The organism is Haemophilus sp. HN_Hi08, from assembly GCF_049824455.1.
GTDB classification, from domain to species: domain Bacteria; phylum Pseudomonadota; class Gammaproteobacteria; order Enterobacterales; family Pasteurellaceae; genus Haemophilus; species Haemophilus influenzae_D.
In genome coordinates, this window is record NZ_CP187493.1 from 541,809 (window position 1) to 557,968 (window position 16,160).

General features: G+C 37.8%; 15 protein-coding genes. 8 read left to right on the plus strand and 7 right to left on the minus strand.

Annotated elements, in window-relative coordinates; genetic code table 11:
* Positions 1-11 precede the first annotated feature (11 nt).
* Positions 12-1,001 (minus strand): octaprenyl diphosphate synthase, encoded by a 990-nt coding sequence (ispB, locus tag ACPT8O_RS02710; RefSeq protein WP_032821872.1) that lies wholly within the window; start codon positions 999-1,001, stop codon positions 12-14.
* A 214-nt stretch (positions 1,002-1,215) separates the two neighbouring features.
* Between ispB and rplU the strand changes: the two genes are divergently transcribed.
* The 4 genes from rplU (at position 1,216) to cgtA (ending at position 4,008) form a co-directional block, all read left to right on the plus strand.
* Positions 1,216-1,527: a 50S ribosomal protein L21 gene (gene rplU / locus ACPT8O_RS02715; RefSeq protein ID WP_005655781.1), complete on the plus strand. Its 312-nt coding sequence runs from the start codon at positions 1,216-1,218 to the stop codon at positions 1,525-1,527.
* A 20-nt stretch (positions 1,528-1,547) separates the two neighbouring features.
* Positions 1,548-1,805, plus strand: coding sequence for a 50S ribosomal protein L27 (gene rpmA, locus ACPT8O_RS02720; RefSeq protein WP_005539872.1), 258 nt, complete (start codon positions 1,548-1,550; stop codon positions 1,803-1,805).
* 82 nt (positions 1,806-1,887) lie between these two features.
* Positions 1,888-2,808 carry a DMT family transporter gene (locus tag ACPT8O_RS02725; protein WP_005655779.1) on the plus strand — a complete coding sequence of 307 codons (921 nt, stop codon included), beginning with the start codon at positions 1,888-1,890 and terminating at the stop codon, positions 2,806-2,808.
* Between the two features lie 27 nt (positions 2,809-2,835).
* Positions 2,836-4,008 (plus strand): Obg family GTPase CgtA, encoded by a 1,173-nt coding sequence (gene cgtA, locus ACPT8O_RS02730; RefSeq protein WP_005655777.1) that lies wholly within the window; start codon positions 2,836-2,838, stop codon positions 4,006-4,008.
* A 69-nt stretch (positions 4,009-4,077) separates the two neighbouring features.
* Here the strand turns inward: cgtA and ndk are convergent, their stop codons facing one another.
* The 4 genes from ndk to glnA form a co-directional block, all read right to left on the minus strand.
* On the minus strand, positions 4,078-4,500 hold the full coding sequence (ndk, locus tag ACPT8O_RS02735) for a nucleoside-diphosphate kinase (protein ID WP_005655775.1): 423 nt from the start codon (positions 4,498-4,500) through the stop codon (positions 4,078-4,080).
* Between the two features lie 9 nt (positions 4,501-4,509).
* Positions 4,510-5,814: an aminopeptidase PepB gene (gene pepB / locus ACPT8O_RS02740; protein ID WP_021034411.1), complete on the minus strand. Its 1,305-nt coding sequence runs from the start codon at positions 5,812-5,814 to the stop codon at positions 4,510-4,512.
* Between the two features lie 76 nt (positions 5,815-5,890).
* Positions 5,891-6,934 (minus strand): dTDP-glucose 4,6-dehydratase, encoded by a 1,044-nt coding sequence (rfbB, locus tag ACPT8O_RS02745; RefSeq protein WP_021034410.1) that lies wholly within the window; start codon positions 6,932-6,934, stop codon positions 5,891-5,893.
* An 87-nt stretch (positions 6,935-7,021) separates the two neighbouring features.
* On the minus strand, positions 7,022-8,434 hold the full coding sequence (gene glnA / locus ACPT8O_RS02750; RefSeq protein ID WP_021034409.1) for a glutamate--ammonia ligase: 1,413 nt from the start codon (positions 8,432-8,434) through the stop codon (positions 7,022-7,024).
* A gap of 160 nt (positions 8,435-8,594) precedes the next feature.
* On the opposite strand from glnA, the gene ACPT8O_RS02755 reads away from it, so the two are divergent.
* Together ACPT8O_RS02755 and typA are read left to right on the plus strand one after the other, a co-directional pair.
* Positions 8,595-9,569: an alpha-2,3-sialyltransferase gene (locus ACPT8O_RS02755; RefSeq protein WP_425623334.1), complete on the plus strand. Its 975-nt coding sequence runs from the start codon at positions 8,595-8,597 to the stop codon at positions 9,567-9,569.
* Positions 9,570-9,700: 131 nt separating this feature from the next.
* Positions 9,701-11,551: a translational GTPase TypA gene (typA, locus tag ACPT8O_RS02760; RefSeq protein WP_021034406.1), complete on the plus strand. Its 1,851-nt coding sequence runs from the start codon at positions 9,701-9,703 to the stop codon at positions 11,549-11,551.
* A gap of 87 nt (positions 11,552-11,638) precedes the next feature.
* Here the strand turns inward: typA and pdxH are convergent, their stop codons facing one another.
* A complete protein-coding gene (gene pdxH, locus ACPT8O_RS02765; protein ID WP_041175238.1) occupies positions 11,639-12,271 on the minus strand; it encodes a pyridoxamine 5'-phosphate oxidase in 633 nt (210 codons plus the stop codon).
* A gap of 190 nt (positions 12,272-12,461) precedes the next feature.
* Here pdxH and ACPT8O_RS02770 point away from each other — a divergent pair, with 190 nt between their 5' ends.
* Positions 12,462-13,169, plus strand: a complete 708-nt coding sequence (locus tag ACPT8O_RS02770) for a 7-cyano-7-deazaguanine/7-aminomethyl-7-deazaguanine transporter (RefSeq protein WP_005648239.1) — start codon at positions 12,462-12,464, stop codon at positions 13,167-13,169.
* 82 nt (positions 13,170-13,251) lie between these two features.
* Here the strand turns inward: ACPT8O_RS02770 and nanQ are convergent, their stop codons facing one another.
* Positions 13,252-13,719, minus strand: coding sequence for an N-acetylneuraminate anomerase (gene nanQ / locus ACPT8O_RS02775; protein ID WP_021034404.1), 468 nt, complete (start codon positions 13,717-13,719; stop codon positions 13,252-13,254).
* Between the two features lie 243 nt (positions 13,720-13,962).
* On the opposite strand from nanQ, the gene pnp reads away from it, so the two are divergent.
* Entirely contained in the window at positions 13,963-16,092 is a 2,130-nt protein-coding gene (gene pnp / locus ACPT8O_RS02780; RefSeq protein WP_021034403.1) for a polyribonucleotide nucleotidyltransferase, read from the plus strand.
* The last annotated feature ends 68 nt before the right edge of the window (positions 16,093-16,160 follow it).

Consider the following 16,160-nt stretch of genomic DNA (forward strand, 5'->3'; position numbering starts at 1 on the left):
TAAATTATGGACTAATAATTTCTATCCACAGACAAATATGCCAAAGAAATCAATGCCTTCTTATAATCACTCTCTGGCAATATTGCAATTGAATCCACTGCTTTTTGCGCTTCTTCTTTTGCACGATTCATCGCGTAATCTAAAGACTTATGCTCAGTCATAATAGCTAACACTTCATCAATAGCTTCACGTTTACCGCCTTGCTCAATCGCTTCTCGAATTAAAGCTGCCTGTTGAGCATTACCATGACGCATAGCATGTAGCAGAGGAAGGGTTGGTTTTCCTTCAGCTAAATCATCGCCTACATTTTTACCTAGAGCTTGCGCATTTGCACTATAATCCAATACATCATCCACAAGCTGAAATGCAGTGCCAAGATAACGCCCGTAATCTTGTAAAGCCTTTTCTTGAACTTCTGTTCCACCCGCAACAATTGCCGCAGCTTGACCAGCCACCTCAAACAAACGAGCAGTTTTGCTATAAATTACACGCATATAATTAGTTTCGCTCGTTTCAGGATCATTAACATTCATTAACTGCTGAACTTCGCCTTCCGCTAAAACGTTAGTCGCATCCGCCATAATACTTAAAATTTTCAATGATTCTAATTGTGCAACTAATTGAAATGCACGCGTATAAATAAAATCGCCTACCAACACACTCGCCGCATTGCCAAATTCAGCATTCGCCGTAGCACGCCCACGACGCATATCAGATTCATCTACTACATCATCGTGTAATAAAGAAGCGGTATGAATAAATTCAACAAAAGTAGCACAAGTAATTGAATTAGATCCTTCGAACCCTAAAGATCGAGCTGCAAGCACTGCGATCAACGGGCGTATCCGCTTACCGCCACCTTGAACAATATAAAAACCTAACTGTCCTATTAGCGGTACATCTGAATTAAGCTGAGCAAGAATATTTTGATTAACTTTTTGCATATCGGGATCTGCAAGTTTTTGGATCTCGTCTATGCTCATAAGATCTTGTTTCTTCATTTTTTCATCAATTATTAGTCAAAAGTGCGGTGCATTTTACCCGAATTTTCAGACTTTCTGAAATCAATCCGCAAATGAAGGGAATTTTTTTATTTTATTGTAAATAAATTCTTGCCATAGGTAGGATTTTTCCGTAGAATTTGCCACCTATTTTATATGAATTTTTAAGTGTGGACTGCTAAAGAGCAGGGAAACACAATTAAGCGGAGTATTTATGTACGCAGTTTTCCAAAGTGGCGGTAAACAACACCGTGTGAGCGAAGGTCAAGTTGTTCGTTTAGAAAAACTTGAACTTGCAACTGGCGAAACAGTTGAGTTCGATTCTGTGTTGATGGTCGTTAATGGTGAAGATGTTAAAATTGGTGCACCAGTAGTTGCTGGTGCAAAAGTAGTGGCTGAAGTTGTTGCACAAGGTCGTGGCGAGAAAGTTAAAATCGTTAAATTCCGTCGTCGCAAACACAGCCGTAAACAACAAGGTCATCGTCAGTGGTTCACAGAAGTGAAAATCACTGGGATTCAAGCATAATTTCAGAGGAGATCAAGTAGATGGCAACTAAAAAAGCTGGTGGTTCAACTCGTAACGGTCGCGATTCTGAAGCTAAACGCCTTGGTGTTAAACGTTTCGGTGGCGAGTCTGTATTAGCAGGTAGTATTATTGTTCGTCAACGTGGTACTAAATTCCACGCAGGTAACAACGTAGGAATGGGAAGAGATCACACCTTATTCGCAACCGCAGATGGTAAAGTGAAATTTGAAGTAAAAGGCGAGAAAAGCCGTAAATACGTAAGTATTGTTACTGAATAATTTAAAATCTATTCCATTGAAACGCCCTACAATTTTGTGGGGCGTTTTGTCTTTTTCTTAATTTCACATAAGTGAGAACGCAATGAAACAACAACCTTTACTAGGCTTTACCTTTGCACTTATTGCTGCAATGGCTTGGGGGTCATTGCCTATTGCTTTGAAACAAGTTTTGTCTGTAATGAATGCGCAAACTATCGTATGGTATCGTTTCATTATTGCTGCAGTTTCATTATTGGCTTTACTTGCTTATAAAAAACAATTACCTGAATTAATGAAAGTTCGTCAATATGCGTGGATTATGCTTATTGGAGTAATTGGTCTTACCGGCAATTTTCTATTATTTAGTAGCTCGCTGAATTACATTGAACCGTCAGTTGCACAAATTTTTATTCATTTATCCTCTTTTGGAATGCTCATCTGCGGTGTACTGATCTTCAAAGAAAAATTAGGGTTACACCAAAAGCTCGGGCTTTTCTTATTGTTAATTGGTCTAAGTTTATTCTTTAATGATCGTTTTGCTGTATTTTCTGGACTAAATAAGTATTCAACAGGTGTCATTTTAAGTATAGGGGGTGCTCTTATTTGGGTCGCTTATGGAATGGCGCAAAAATTAATGTTGCGTAAATTTAATTCACAACAAATCTTGCTAATGATGTATTTAGGTTGTGCCATAGTCTTTATGCCGATGGCTGAATTCTCGCAAGTGCAAGAACTCACACCTTTAGCTCTGATTTGTTTTATTTACTGCTGTTTAAATACCTTAATTGGATACGGCTCTTATGCGGAAGCACTTAATCGTTGGGATGTATCAAAAGTCAGTGTTGTTATCACACTTGTACCTCTTTTCACGATCCTATTTTCTCATATTGCCCATTATTTTAGCCCAGTAGATTTTGCAGCCCCAGAATTGAATAATATTAGCTATATTGGTGCATTTGTTGTAGTATGCGGGGCAATTTTATCCGCAATTGGACATAAATTATTACCGCATAGAACTCATTAAAGTGCGGTTTATTTTGGAGAAGTTTTAATGAAATTTATTGATGAATCCCTTATTAGAATTGAGGCAGGGGATGGTGGCAACGGTTGCGTAAGTTTCCGTCGAGAAAAATTTATTCCGAAAGGCGGCCCTGATGGTGGCGATGGTGGCGATGGTGGCGATGTATATTTACAAGCCGATGAAAACCTCAATACCTTAATTGACTACCGTTTTAATAAACGCTTTGCGGCAGAGCGTGGAGAGAATGGACGGAGTTCAGATTGTACAGGACGTCGCGGTAAAGATATTATTTTACCTGTTCCCGTAGGAACTCGTGCTATTGATAACGACACCAAAGAAACTTTGGGGGATTTAACCGAACACGGTCAAAAAATGTTGGTAGCCAAAGGTGGTTATCACGGTTTAGGGAATACTCGTTTCAAATCATCAGTAAACCGTGCACCGCGTCAAAAAACAATGGGAACACCGGGCGAAAAACGAGATTTATTATTGGAATTAATGCTACTTGCTGATGTGGGAATGCTCGGTTTACCTAATGCTGGTAAATCCACTTTTATTCGTGCCGTTTCAGCAGCCAAACCAAAAGTTGCAGATTATCCATTTACTACCTTAGTACCAAGTCTCGGTGTTGTGAAAGTGGATGACTCACACAGTTTCGTAGTGGCAGATATTCCTGGATTAATTGAGGGCGCAGCAGATGGTGCTGGGTTAGGAATTCGTTTTTTAAAACATCTAGAACGTTGTAGAGTGCTTATTCATTTAGTCGATATTGCGCCAATTGATGGCTCTAATCCAGCAGATAATGTTGCTATTATTGAATCTGAACTTTTCCAATACAGTGAAAAATTATCAGAAAAGCCACGCTGGTTAGTATTCAATAAAATTGATACGATGAGCGATGAAGAAGCTGAAGAGCGAGCCAGAGAAATTGCTGAACAATTAGGTTGGGAAGAAGATTATTACTTCATTTCAGCGGCAACAGGGAAAAATGTTTCTCCACTTTGTCGTGATATTATGGACTTTATCATAGCAAATCCACGCGAAGCTGAAACACAACAAGTTGCACCTGAAGAAGTAAAATTCAAATGGGAAGATTATCATCAGGAACAACTAGCGGAGCATCAATTTGATGATGACGAAGATTGGGATGATGATTGGACTGAAGAAGATGATGAAGGAATTGAGTTCATCTATAAACCTTAAGAAAGTCTAATTTTGTAAGCATTAAAAATTTAAAAGCACCTAAAACTTTTAGGTGCTTTTTGCTATCAATTAACGCTCAAAAATTTCACAATCAGTAAAGAAATAAGCAATTTCACGATTTGCATTTTCTATACTATCTGATCCGTGAACCGAATTCTCACGCTGACTTAATGCAAAATCTTTACGAATTGTCCCTTCTTCTGCAGTTTCTGGATTCGTTGTACCAATCAAAGTGCGGTAATCTTTCACTGCATTTTCTTTTTCAAGAACAGAAACCACTATCGGTGAAGACATCATATATTCAACTAAAGGCACAAAAAATTCTTTGCCTTGATGCTCGGCATAAAAGCCTTCAGCCTGCTCACGAGTTAAGCGTACCATTTTAGAGGCTATGATTTTAAAGCCATTTTGCTCAAAACGAGTTAAGATTGTTCCAATTAGATTACGCTTTACCGCATCAGGTTTAATAATCGAAAACGTTCTTTCTGTCATCATATCTCCTTACTTCAATGATTTTGATAACATTAAATTTGCTAAAGTTTGCACACCAATCCCTGTCGCCCCAACAGCCCATAAATCACTACTAGATTTACGATAAGTCGCGGAACAATCAATATGCAACCAATTTTGTTGATAATTTTTTACAAAATACGATAAAAATGCCGTTGCTGTACTTGCCCCCGCCCCAACTGGAACAGAACCAATATTAGCAATATCGGCAAAAGATGAATTAATTTGTGAGCGATGAAAATCTTCAAATGGTAAACGCCAGAAAGGTTCATTTTCTTCTTGTGCTGATTGGAAAAGATTCTTCACGAGATCATCATCCATAGATAATACCGAATGATAGTCATTTCCTACAGCCATTTTTGCTGCGCCAGTTAAAGTTGCACAATCAATAATAAAATCTGGATTTTGGCTGTCCGCTTCAATCAATCCATCAGCTAACACCAAACGCCCTTCAGCGTCAGTATTCAGCACTTCTGCTGTCACGCCATTTTTATAAGTAATAATATCGCCTAGTTTAAAGGCATTATTGCTTATCAAATTCTCTGCACAACATAAATACAGTTTAACGCGTTGATTTAATCCGCGAGCGATAGCGAAACCTAATGCCCCCGTTAATAATGCTGCCCCACCCATATCGGTTCGCATTGTGCTCATTCCATCACTTGGTTTGATACTGTAGCCGCCACTGTCAAAAGTAATCCCCTTGCCAACTAAACAAGCTAATACGGGAGCATTCGGATCTTGTGTTGGATTGAAATCAAGTTGCAACATAGCTGGCAAGTTAGCAGAGCCTTTTCCTACAGTCCAAATTCCGTGATAACCTTGTTGCTCAAGTTCCTCACCAGAAATAATCTTAAAACTTACCGCACTTTTTTCATTATAAATGTCCGCTTGGTTTAAGATAAATTCAGCCGCACGTTCTGCTAATGTTACTGGTGTTAGGCTTTGTGCTGGCTCATTAATAATCCCACGCACAAAATCACCACATTTGATACGCGCTAATAATTCATCTTGTAGATCATGATCCAAATGAGGAAACTCAATCCCGTAATCTTGTTTTGCTGTATAAAAACCTTGATAAAACGCCCAGCAAAATTCTAAATCCCATTCTTCACCGAGCAATTCCATATTTTTAATTCCCTGCCCACGCAATTTACGAGCGGCTTGTTGAACTAAAGTGCGGTCAGTTTTTTCATTATTTTTTAAATGAATTGTTGCTTTATTAGAGTCAAAGCTCAAAATAGCATTTTTTCCCCAAGCATCATTCGCTAAGTTATTTGAAAGTGTAATTTGCATATTTATTCCCCCATGTATAAACAAAATAAATTTAGAAACTATACCAGCTTTATTTCTAATAGTTAATTATTTGACCTTATTCACTCACTTTTTGACACCATTCTTGATGATTTAAATACCAAATTACCGTTTTTCTTAATCCCGATTCAAAAGTTTCTTTAGGTATCCAGCCTAGTTTATGATTGATTTTACTTGTATCAAGCGCATAACGAAGATCGTGACCCGGTCTATCTTGCACATAGCAAATTAAATTTTCATATCTATCAATATGTTTTGGCTTATTAGGTAAAAATTCTTCCAGTAAAGAACAAATAGAACTCACCACTTCAATGTTGGGCTTTTCATTATTTCCGCCAATATTATAGGTTTCCCCAATATTTCCTTTCGTCAAAACGCTATATAGTGCATCAATATGATCTTCAACAAATAACCAATCTCTAATTTGTAAACCATCGCCATAAATAGGCAGTGTTTTTCCCTTTATCGCATTTAAAATCATTAATGGAATTAATTTTTCAGGGTACTGATACGGGCCATAATTATTTGAACTATGTGTAATGATTGTCGGTAACCCATATGTTCTATACCAAGCCTGCACAAGATGATCGCTTGCCGCCTTTGAAGCTGAATAAGGACTACTAGGTTTATAAGCTGATGTTTCAGTAAATAAACCTTTGTTACTTTCTAAATCGCCATAAACTTCATCGGTGGAAATATGTAAGAATCGGAAACTGGATTTTTTTTGATTATCTAAACGATGCCAGTAGTCTAGAGTTGATTCAAGTAGCCTATAAGTTCCTACAATGTTAGTTTGTATAAACTCCGAAGAAGCATTTATAGAACGATCAACATGGCTTTCAGCGGCAAGATGGATAACGGCATCAGGTTGATATTGTGCAAAAATATAAGATAACGCCTTAGTATCACAAATATCTGCTTGTACAAAAGCATAACGTGGATGGTTTTCTACAGTTTTAAGTGAGGATAAATTTCCTGCATAAGTCAGCTTATCAACATTTACGATCTTATTATGTGTCTTTTCAAGAAGATAACGGACAAGCGCAGAACCAATAAAACCCGCTCCACCAGTTACTAGAATTGTTCTATTTGTATTCGACATTTTTACCCAAGTCTCGTTATAAACAATTTCAAACGAAAAGTGCGGTAAATTTTACCGCACTTTTAAACATGATTTCATCAATGATGATTACGCATAATACATTTCAAACTCAACTGGATGTGGAGCCATATTTAAACGCTCTACTTCTTTACGTTTGATACTGATAAACGCATCAATAAAATCTTTAGCAAATACGCCACCTTGAGTTAAAAATTCATAGTCTTTTTCTAATGAATTCAATGCTTCTTCTAACGAGCTTGCCACTGCTGGAATATCTTTTAATTCTTCAGGTGGCAGATCGTAAAGATTTTTATCCATCGCATCGCCTGGATGGATTTTGTTTACCACGCCATCAAGACCTGCCATTAATAATGCAGCAAATGCTAAATATGGGTTTGCTAAAGGATCTGGGAAACGCGCTTCTATGCGAATCGCTTTTGGATTGGTTACAGCAGGGATACGAATTGAGGCAGAACGATTACTTGCAGAATAAGCCAACAATACAGGTGCTTCATAACCCGGCACTAAACGTTTATATGAATTAGTGCTTGAATTAGTGAACGCATTTAAGGCTTTAGCGTGCTTAATGATACCGCCGATGTAGTAAAGCGCGGTTTCTGAAAGGCCAGCATATTTATCGCCTTGGAAAATGTTTTTTCCGTCTTTGCTTAACGACATATTACAGTGCATGCCTGAACCATTATCTCCAGTAATTGGTTTTGGCATAAAACACGCTGTTTTACCGTGCTCTAACGCCACATTTTGCACAACATATTTATAGATTTGGGTTTCATCCGCTTTTAAAGTCAGTGTATTGAACTTAGTCGCAATTTCATTCTGCCCTGCAGTCGCCACTTCATGATGATGGGCTTCAATCACAAGGCCCATTTCTTCTAAAATCAAGCACATTTCAGAACGAATATCGTGCGCACTATCAATTGGTGCAACGGCACAATATCCGCCTTTTTTCAATGGACGATAAGCGTTATTACCTTCTTCATATTTTTTATTCGTGTTCCAAGCAGCTTCTATATCATCAATAGAAAAAGACGCTTTGTTCATTGATACATTAAAACGTACATCATCAAATAAGAAGAATTCAGGCTCTGGGCCGAAAAAAGCTTGATCTGCAATACCAGTTGAACGCATATAATTTTCTGCACGAATTGCAATTGAACGTGGATCGCGATCATAGCTTTGCATTGTCGTTGGTTCATAAACACTGCAACGAATAGAAAGCGTTGGAATTTGCGCAAATGGATCGACAACTGCGGTTTCAGCCATTGGCATAAGCAACATATCGGCTTTATTAATTGTCTTCCATCCTTCTACAGAGGAACCATCAAACATCTTGCCGTCTTCAAACATATCTTCATCAACAAGGCTAACTGGGATAGAAACACCATGTTCTTTACCTTTAATGTCAGTAAAACGAAGCAATACAAACCTAATATCATTCTCTTCGATCAATTTAAACACGGAAGCAATGGCATCTGACATAGTAGATCCTCTTTCTATATAAAAAATTAAGTAAGCATTATAGTCTAATCAAATCTGACTTTCATTAGATTTGTTGTGGCGTTATAGTAAAAAGCACGGAAAGCCTGTATAATAGCTGCTATTAAAAATAAGTTGTATTTTATTCAATGAACGGTACAATATGCCCAATCAATCAATCAATCAATCAATCAATCAATCAATCAATCAATCAATCAATCAATCAATCAATCAATCAATCAATCAATCAAAGTCTGTCATTATTGCAGGTAATGGAACAAGTTTAAAATCAATTGACTATAGTTTATTACCTAAAGATTATGATGTTTTCCGTTGCAATCAATTTTATTTTGAAGATCATTATTTTCTTGGTAAGAAAATAAAAAAGGTATTTTTTAATTTTTCTGTAATTTTTGAACAATACTATACGTTTCTGCAATTAATTAAAAATAATGAATATGAATATGCTGATATTATTTTGTCATCTTTTCTGAATTTAGGGGATTCAGAATTAAAGATAATCCAGCGTTTAGAAAAATTATTACCACAAATTGATCTTGGTCATAACTATTTAAAAAAACTACGAGCTTTTGATGCTCATTTACAATATCACGAACTATATGAGAATAAGAGGATTACATCAGGCGTTTATATGTGTGCAGTGGCAACTGCAATGGGTTATAAAGATCTTTATTTGACAGGCATTGATTTTTATCAAGAAAAAGGGAATCCTTACGCATTTCATCATCAAAAAGAAAATATTATTAAATTATTACCTTCTTTTTCACAAAATAAAAGTCAAAATGATCTCCATTCTATGGAATATGATTTAAATGCACTTTATTTCTTACAAAAACATTATGGTGTAAATATTTACTGTATTTCGCCAGAAAGTCCTCTATGTAATTATTTTCCTTTATCACCACTGAATAACCCATTTACTTTTATTCCCGAAGAAAAGAAAAATTACACACAAGATATTTTAATTCCGCCAGAGTCAGTGTATAAAAAAATTGGTATATATTCCAAACCAAGAATTTACCAAAATCTGGTTTTTCGGTTGATCTGGGATATATTACGTTTACCTAATGATATAAAAAAAGCTTTGAAAGCAAAGAAAATGAGACTACGTAAATAAACCTGAGGTATAATGCCTCGTTTTCTTCAACATAAGACAACAACCTATATTAGGATTAGGTGCAGTAAATTGCACCTTTTTTATAAAATCATATACCGTGCAAAATTGCACCTTACTCGAAGCATTAGATAATGAAAAACGAAATTGATATTAAAAAACTCCGTAACATCGCAATTATTGCGCACGTAGACCATGGTAAAACCACTCTTGTAGATAAACTTCTGCAACAATCTGGTACTTTTGAATCTGCACGTGGTGATGTAGATGAACGCGTTATGGACTCAAATGATCTTGAAAAAGAACGTGGCATTACAATTCTTGCAAAAAATACCGCGATTAACTGGAATGACTACCGTATTAACATCGTGGATACTCCAGGACACGCCGACTTCGGTGGCGAAGTTGAACGCGTACTTTCTATGGTGGATTCTGTTCTATTAGTTGTTGATGCGTTTGATGGCCCAATGCCACAAACGCGTTTCGTGACTCAAAAAGCATTTGCTCACGGATTAAAACCAATCGTGGTCATCAATAAAGTTGATCGCCCTGGTGCGCGTCCTGACTGGGTTGTAGATCAAGTATTTGACTTATTTGTCAATCTTGGTGCAAGTGATGAACAGTTAGACTTCCCTATTATCTATGCTTCAGCATTAAATGGCGTTGCAGGTCTTGAGCACGAAGAATTAGCAGAAGATATGACTCCGTTATTTGAAGCCATTGTGAAATATGTAGAACCGCCAAAAGTAGAACTTGATGCGCCATTCCAAATGCAAATTTCACAATTAGACTACAACAACTATGTAGGTGTTATCGGCATTGGTCGTATTAAGCGTGGTTCGATTAAACCAAACCAACCAGTTACTATCATCAATAGTGAAGGAAAAACTCGTCAAGGTCGTATCGGTCAAGTACTTGGTCATCTTGGTTTACAACGTTATGAAGAAGATGTTGCTTATGCAGGCGATATTGTTGCAATCACTGGTTTAGGAGAATTAAACATTTCAGATACGATTTGTGATATTCACGCAGTGGAAGCGCTTCCATCATTAACTGTTGATGAACCAACAGTAACAATGTTCTTCTGTGTGAATACCTCTCCATTTGCAGGACAAGAAGGAAAATATGTCACATCGCGTCAAATTCTTGAACGCTTAAATAAAGAATTGGTTCACAACGTAGCGTTACGCGTAGAAGAAACCCCAAACCCAGATGAATTCCGTGTTTCTGGTCGTGGGGAATTACACCTTTCTGTATTAATTGAAAATATGCGTCGTGAAGGTTATGAACTTGCGGTTTCTCGTCCAAAAGTAATTTATCGTGATATTGACGGTAAAAAACAAGAACCATACGAACAAGTAACTATTGATGTAGAAGAACAACATCAAGGTTCTGTGATGGAGGCATTAGGTATCCGTAAAGGTGAAGTCCGTGATATGTTGTCAGATGGTAAAGGCCGTGTTCGCTTAGAATACATCATTCCTAGCCGCGGATTAATTGGCTTCCGTGGGGACTTTATGACCATGACTTCTGGTACAGGCCTACTTTACTCAAGCTTTAGCCACTACGATGAAATCAAAGGTGGAGATATTGGCCAACGTAAAAATGGTGTATTAATCTCAAACGCAACAGGTAAAGCACTGGGTTACGCATTATTTGGCTTACAAGAACGTGGTAAGTTAATGATTGATGCAAACGTGGAAGTTTATGAAGGGCAAATTATCGGTATTCATAGTCGTTCAAACGACTTAACTGTAAACTGCTTACAAGGTAAAAAACTGACCAATATGCGTGCGTCAGGTAAAGACGATGCGATTGTGCTGACTACACCTGTAAAATTCAGTCTTGAACAAGCCATTGAATTTATCGATGACGATGAATTAGTGGAAGTGACACCTGAATCGATTCGTATCCGTAAAAAACTTTTAACGGAAAACGATCGTAAACGGGCAAATCGTACAACGACAAGTACTAGCACGCATTAATAAACAACTTTAGCACGAAAATTTGTAAAAAAATTAACCGCACTTTGGGGATACAACTAAAGTGCGGTTATTTTTATGCTCAATTTACTAAGGCGAAAGTCTTTCTCTAATCCAATTATCGCTTTCTTTACGATAACGAATGCGATCATGTAAACGGCTTGGTCGCCCTTGCCAAAATTCCACGGTTTCTGGCACGACTAAATAGCCGCCCCAATAATCTGGTCGAGGCACGTTTAACGGATGTTTAACCGCAACCAATGCGGCTTTTGCTAGTAAAGATTTATAATTAGAAATCACCGCACTTTGTTCACTTGCCCAAGCACCTATACGACTGGTGTAAGGTCGGGTAGCAAAATATTTATCAGATTGTTCTGCTGAAATTTTAACCGCCTTACCTTCAATCCGCACTTGGCGTTCCAATTCAGGCCAAAAGAAAGTCAGCGCGACATAAGGATTACGCTCAATACAGCTGCCTTTTCGGCTAAGATAATTGGTAAAAAAGACAAAACCTTGTTCAGTGACTTCTTTTAGCAAAACCATTCGGCTATTTGGGCGACCTTGTTCATCAACAGTCGCAATATTCATTGCGGTAGGCTCATTAACTTGAGCATGAATAGCCTCTTTCTGCCACTGTTCAAATTGCGAAATTGGATTTTCATAACAATCATTTTGTGAAAGCACGCGTTTAGTATATTCATCGCGAATATTGTGTAATTCCATTTTCTCTCCTTTTAAATTTGATGAAAAACGCAAATAGAATAAAGTCTGTAAAATCATTCGTCAATTTTCATAAAATAAAACTCAAATGCAATCGCCCCTTGCAATTATTAGAAATATGCGTATCATCTAGCCCCCTATATTCAACCTCGGGTTCCCTAACCCCGATTTATTTAAACTAAAAAGGTACAACATGAAATTAACCTCTCCGATCTTTAATGATCAACAAAAACGTCGTGCAATCATCTGGCTCAGCTTTTTCCACATATTCATCATTGCCGCAAGCAATTACTTTGTTCAAATCCCTTTTGAAATCACGCTAAAATTGACCGCACTTGGTGCAGCAAACGATTTTTCCTTCCACAGCACTTGGGGAACGCTCACATTCCCATTTATCTTTTTAGCTACTGATTTAACCGTGCGTATTTTCGGTGCGGAAGATGCTAGAAAAATCATCTTCGTGGTGATGTTTCCTGCATTGATTGTAAGTTACGTCATATCGGTTTTATTCTCTGAAAGCAAATTCCAAGGTTTTGAATCATTAACGCATTTTGATCTATTTGTATTCCGTATTGCTATTGCGAGCTTTGCCGCTTACGTGGTAGGACAATTGCTTGATGTGATCGTATTTAACCGCTTACGCCAGTTAAAAACATGGTGGGTGGCGCCAACTAGCTCAATGACATTTGGCTCAATGGCGGATACCTTTGTTTTCTTCAGTGTAGCCTTCTATCAAAGTGCCGATCCTTTTATGGCTGAACACTGGGCACAACTCGGCTTTGTAGATTACCTGTTTAAGCTATTTGTCGGCATTATATTATTCGTACCAGCCTATGGCGTAGTATTAAATGTTATTTTACGAAAACTACAAATGCTCGTAACAGAACGCGTTCCTGCATAAACTAAATTTCTGGCGCATATAAAACAATTAACCCCGCTCTTTTGAGTGGGATTAATTGTTTTTGAAATACTGCAAATAAAAATTAAATTAATTTAACAGGTACTTTTACGACTAATTTTTTTATTTTTTCTGTTTTTCCATTCACTACACAGCAAGGTTTATGCGGTTCGTAAGGATAGAATACAGCGAACATTTTTGGCTTCATTGTGACGGTGAATTTATCATCAATATCTGCACAAAGTTGATAATCATCCGCTTCGTTATAAGATTCATATTTAGACAAATCAGGATAATTAGCGCCAACTTCTATATTTTCCATACCGCGGATTAACACCTGAACATCTAAGTATTCATGATGTAACTCTGCTTTTTTACTGCTTGGTTCTGCTGTTTCTGGTTCCATTACGTTCATATAAATTTGATCGTTAATATCATGGCGACCATTTTCTAACGCATTCAAATCTAACGTATTCAAATAATCACATACTTCAGCAATCGCTTTTGGTAAACCAACTTTAAAATTTGGGCTGGTTAAGCTGCTAATAATCATAGAATTTTCCTTATAGTGGATAAAAGTTATCCTATGATACCAAGTCGGTTAAATGAAATAAAGTTACCAATCACACAAAAACCTCTGTATAATGCCTAGGCTTTATTTTCTACATTAGCGTGCGGCTATCAAAAGCAATTTTAAGCGCTCGAAAGTGCGGTCATTTTTTCGAAAGATTTCTTTTGCTAGTCGCAATCTGGAAAATAAGGCATTGTTTTTAATATAAATTTTAAGGAAAACATTGTGAATCCAATTGTTAAACAATTTAAATACGGTCAGCATACCGTAACCCTAGAAACTGGCGCAATTGCACGTCAAGCAACTGCTGCGGTCATGGCAAGTATGGACGATACCACGGTATTCGTTACTGTTGTGGCTAAAAAAGATGTAAAAGAAGGTCAAGACTTCTTCCCATTAACCGTAAACTACCAAGAGCGTACTTATGCGGCGGGTAAAATCCCTGGTGGTTTCTTCAAACGTGAAGGTCGTCCATCTGAAGGTGAAACTTTAATTGCACGTTTAATCGACCGTCCAATTCGTCCATTATTCCCAGAAGGTTTCTTCAACGAAATCCAAGTTGTGGCAACTGTAGTTTCTGTAAACCCACAAATCAGCCCTGACTTAGTGGCAATGATTGGTGCTTCTGCAGCATTAACTTTATCTGGTGTGCCTTTCAACGGCCCTATCGGTGCGGCGCGCGTTGGTTTTATCGATAACCAATTCGTATTAAACCCAACGATGGCTGAACAAAAACAAAGCCGTTTAGACTTAGTAGTTGCAGGTACTGACAAAGCCGTATTAATGGTTGAATCTGAAGCCGACGTTTTAACTGAAGAACAAATGTTAGCGGCGGTAGTATTCGGTCATCAACAACAACAAGTTGTGATTGAAGCTATCAAAGAATTTGCAAAAGAAGCGGGCAAACCACGTTGGGATTGGGTTGCACCACAACCAAACACAGATTTAATCAATAAAGTAAAAGCAATTGCTGAAGCGCGTTTAGGCGATGCATACCGCATTACTGAAAAACAAGCTCGTTACGAACAAATCGATGCGATTAAAGCAGATGTGATTGCACAAATCACAGCTGAAGATGAAGAAATCAGCGAAGGTAAAATCGTGGATATTTTCACCGCACTTGAAAGCCAAATCGTTCGTGGCCGTATCATTGCAGGCGAACCACGTATTGATGGTCGTACCGTTGATACCGTTCGTGCATTAGATATTTGTACTGGCGTATTACCACGTACTCACGGTTCTGCAATTTTCACTCGTGGTGAAACACAAGCATTAGCTGTTGCAACGTTAGGTACTGAACGTGATGCACAAATCATTGATGAATTAACAGGCGAACGTCAAGATCACTTCTTATTCCATTATAATTTCCCTCCATATTCTGTAGGCGAAACAGGAATGATCGGTTCTCCAAAACGTCGTGAGATCGGTCACGGTCGTTTAGCAAAACGTGGTGTAGCGGCTGTTATGCCTAGCCTTGCGGAATTCCCGTATGTTGTGCGTGTTGTATCTGAAATTACTGAATCTAACGGTTCTTCTTCTATGGCATCGGTATGTGGTGCGTCTTTAGCATTAATGGATGCGGGCGTTCCAATCAAAGCAGCTGTTGCAGGTATCGCAATGGGCTTAGTGAAAGAAGAAGATAAATTCGTGGTGCTTTCAGATATTTTAGGCGATGAAGACCATTTGGGCGATATGGACTTTAAAGTGGCAGGTACACGTGAAGGTGTCACTGCGCTTCAAATGGACATCAAAATTGAAGGTATCACACCTGAAATTATGCAAATTGCATTAAACCAAGCGAAGAGTGCGCGTATGCATATTCTTGGTGTAATGGAACAAGCAATCCCTGCTCCACGCGAGGATATTTCTGACTACGCACCACGTATCTATACAATGAAAATTGATCCTAAAAAAATCAAAGATGTGATTGGTAAAGGTGGTGCAACAATCCGTTCACTAACTGAAGAAACTGGCACTTCTATTGATATTGATGATGATGGTACAGTGAAAATTGCCGCAGTCGATGGCAATGCTGCGAAAAATGTAATGGGACGCATTGAAGAAATCGTTGCAGAAGTTGAAGCTGGTGCAATTTACAAAGGTAAAGTCACTCGTCTTGCTGATTTTGGTGCATTCGTCGCAATCGTTGGAAATAAAGAAGGTTTAGTTCATATTTCTCAAATTGCTGAAGAGCGTGTAGAAAAAGTTAGCGATTACCTCCAAGTGGGTCAAGAAGTAAACGTAAAAGTTGTTGAAATAGATCGTCAAGGTCGTATTCGTTTAACAATGAAAGACTTGGCTCCAAAACAAGAAACTGAAATTAACCAAGAAATGTCTTCCGAAGAACAAGAATAATCTTGGAATATTGAATCAAAACTTGACAGCAACAGCTGCCAAGTTTTGTTGTTTTCCAACTTTTAGGC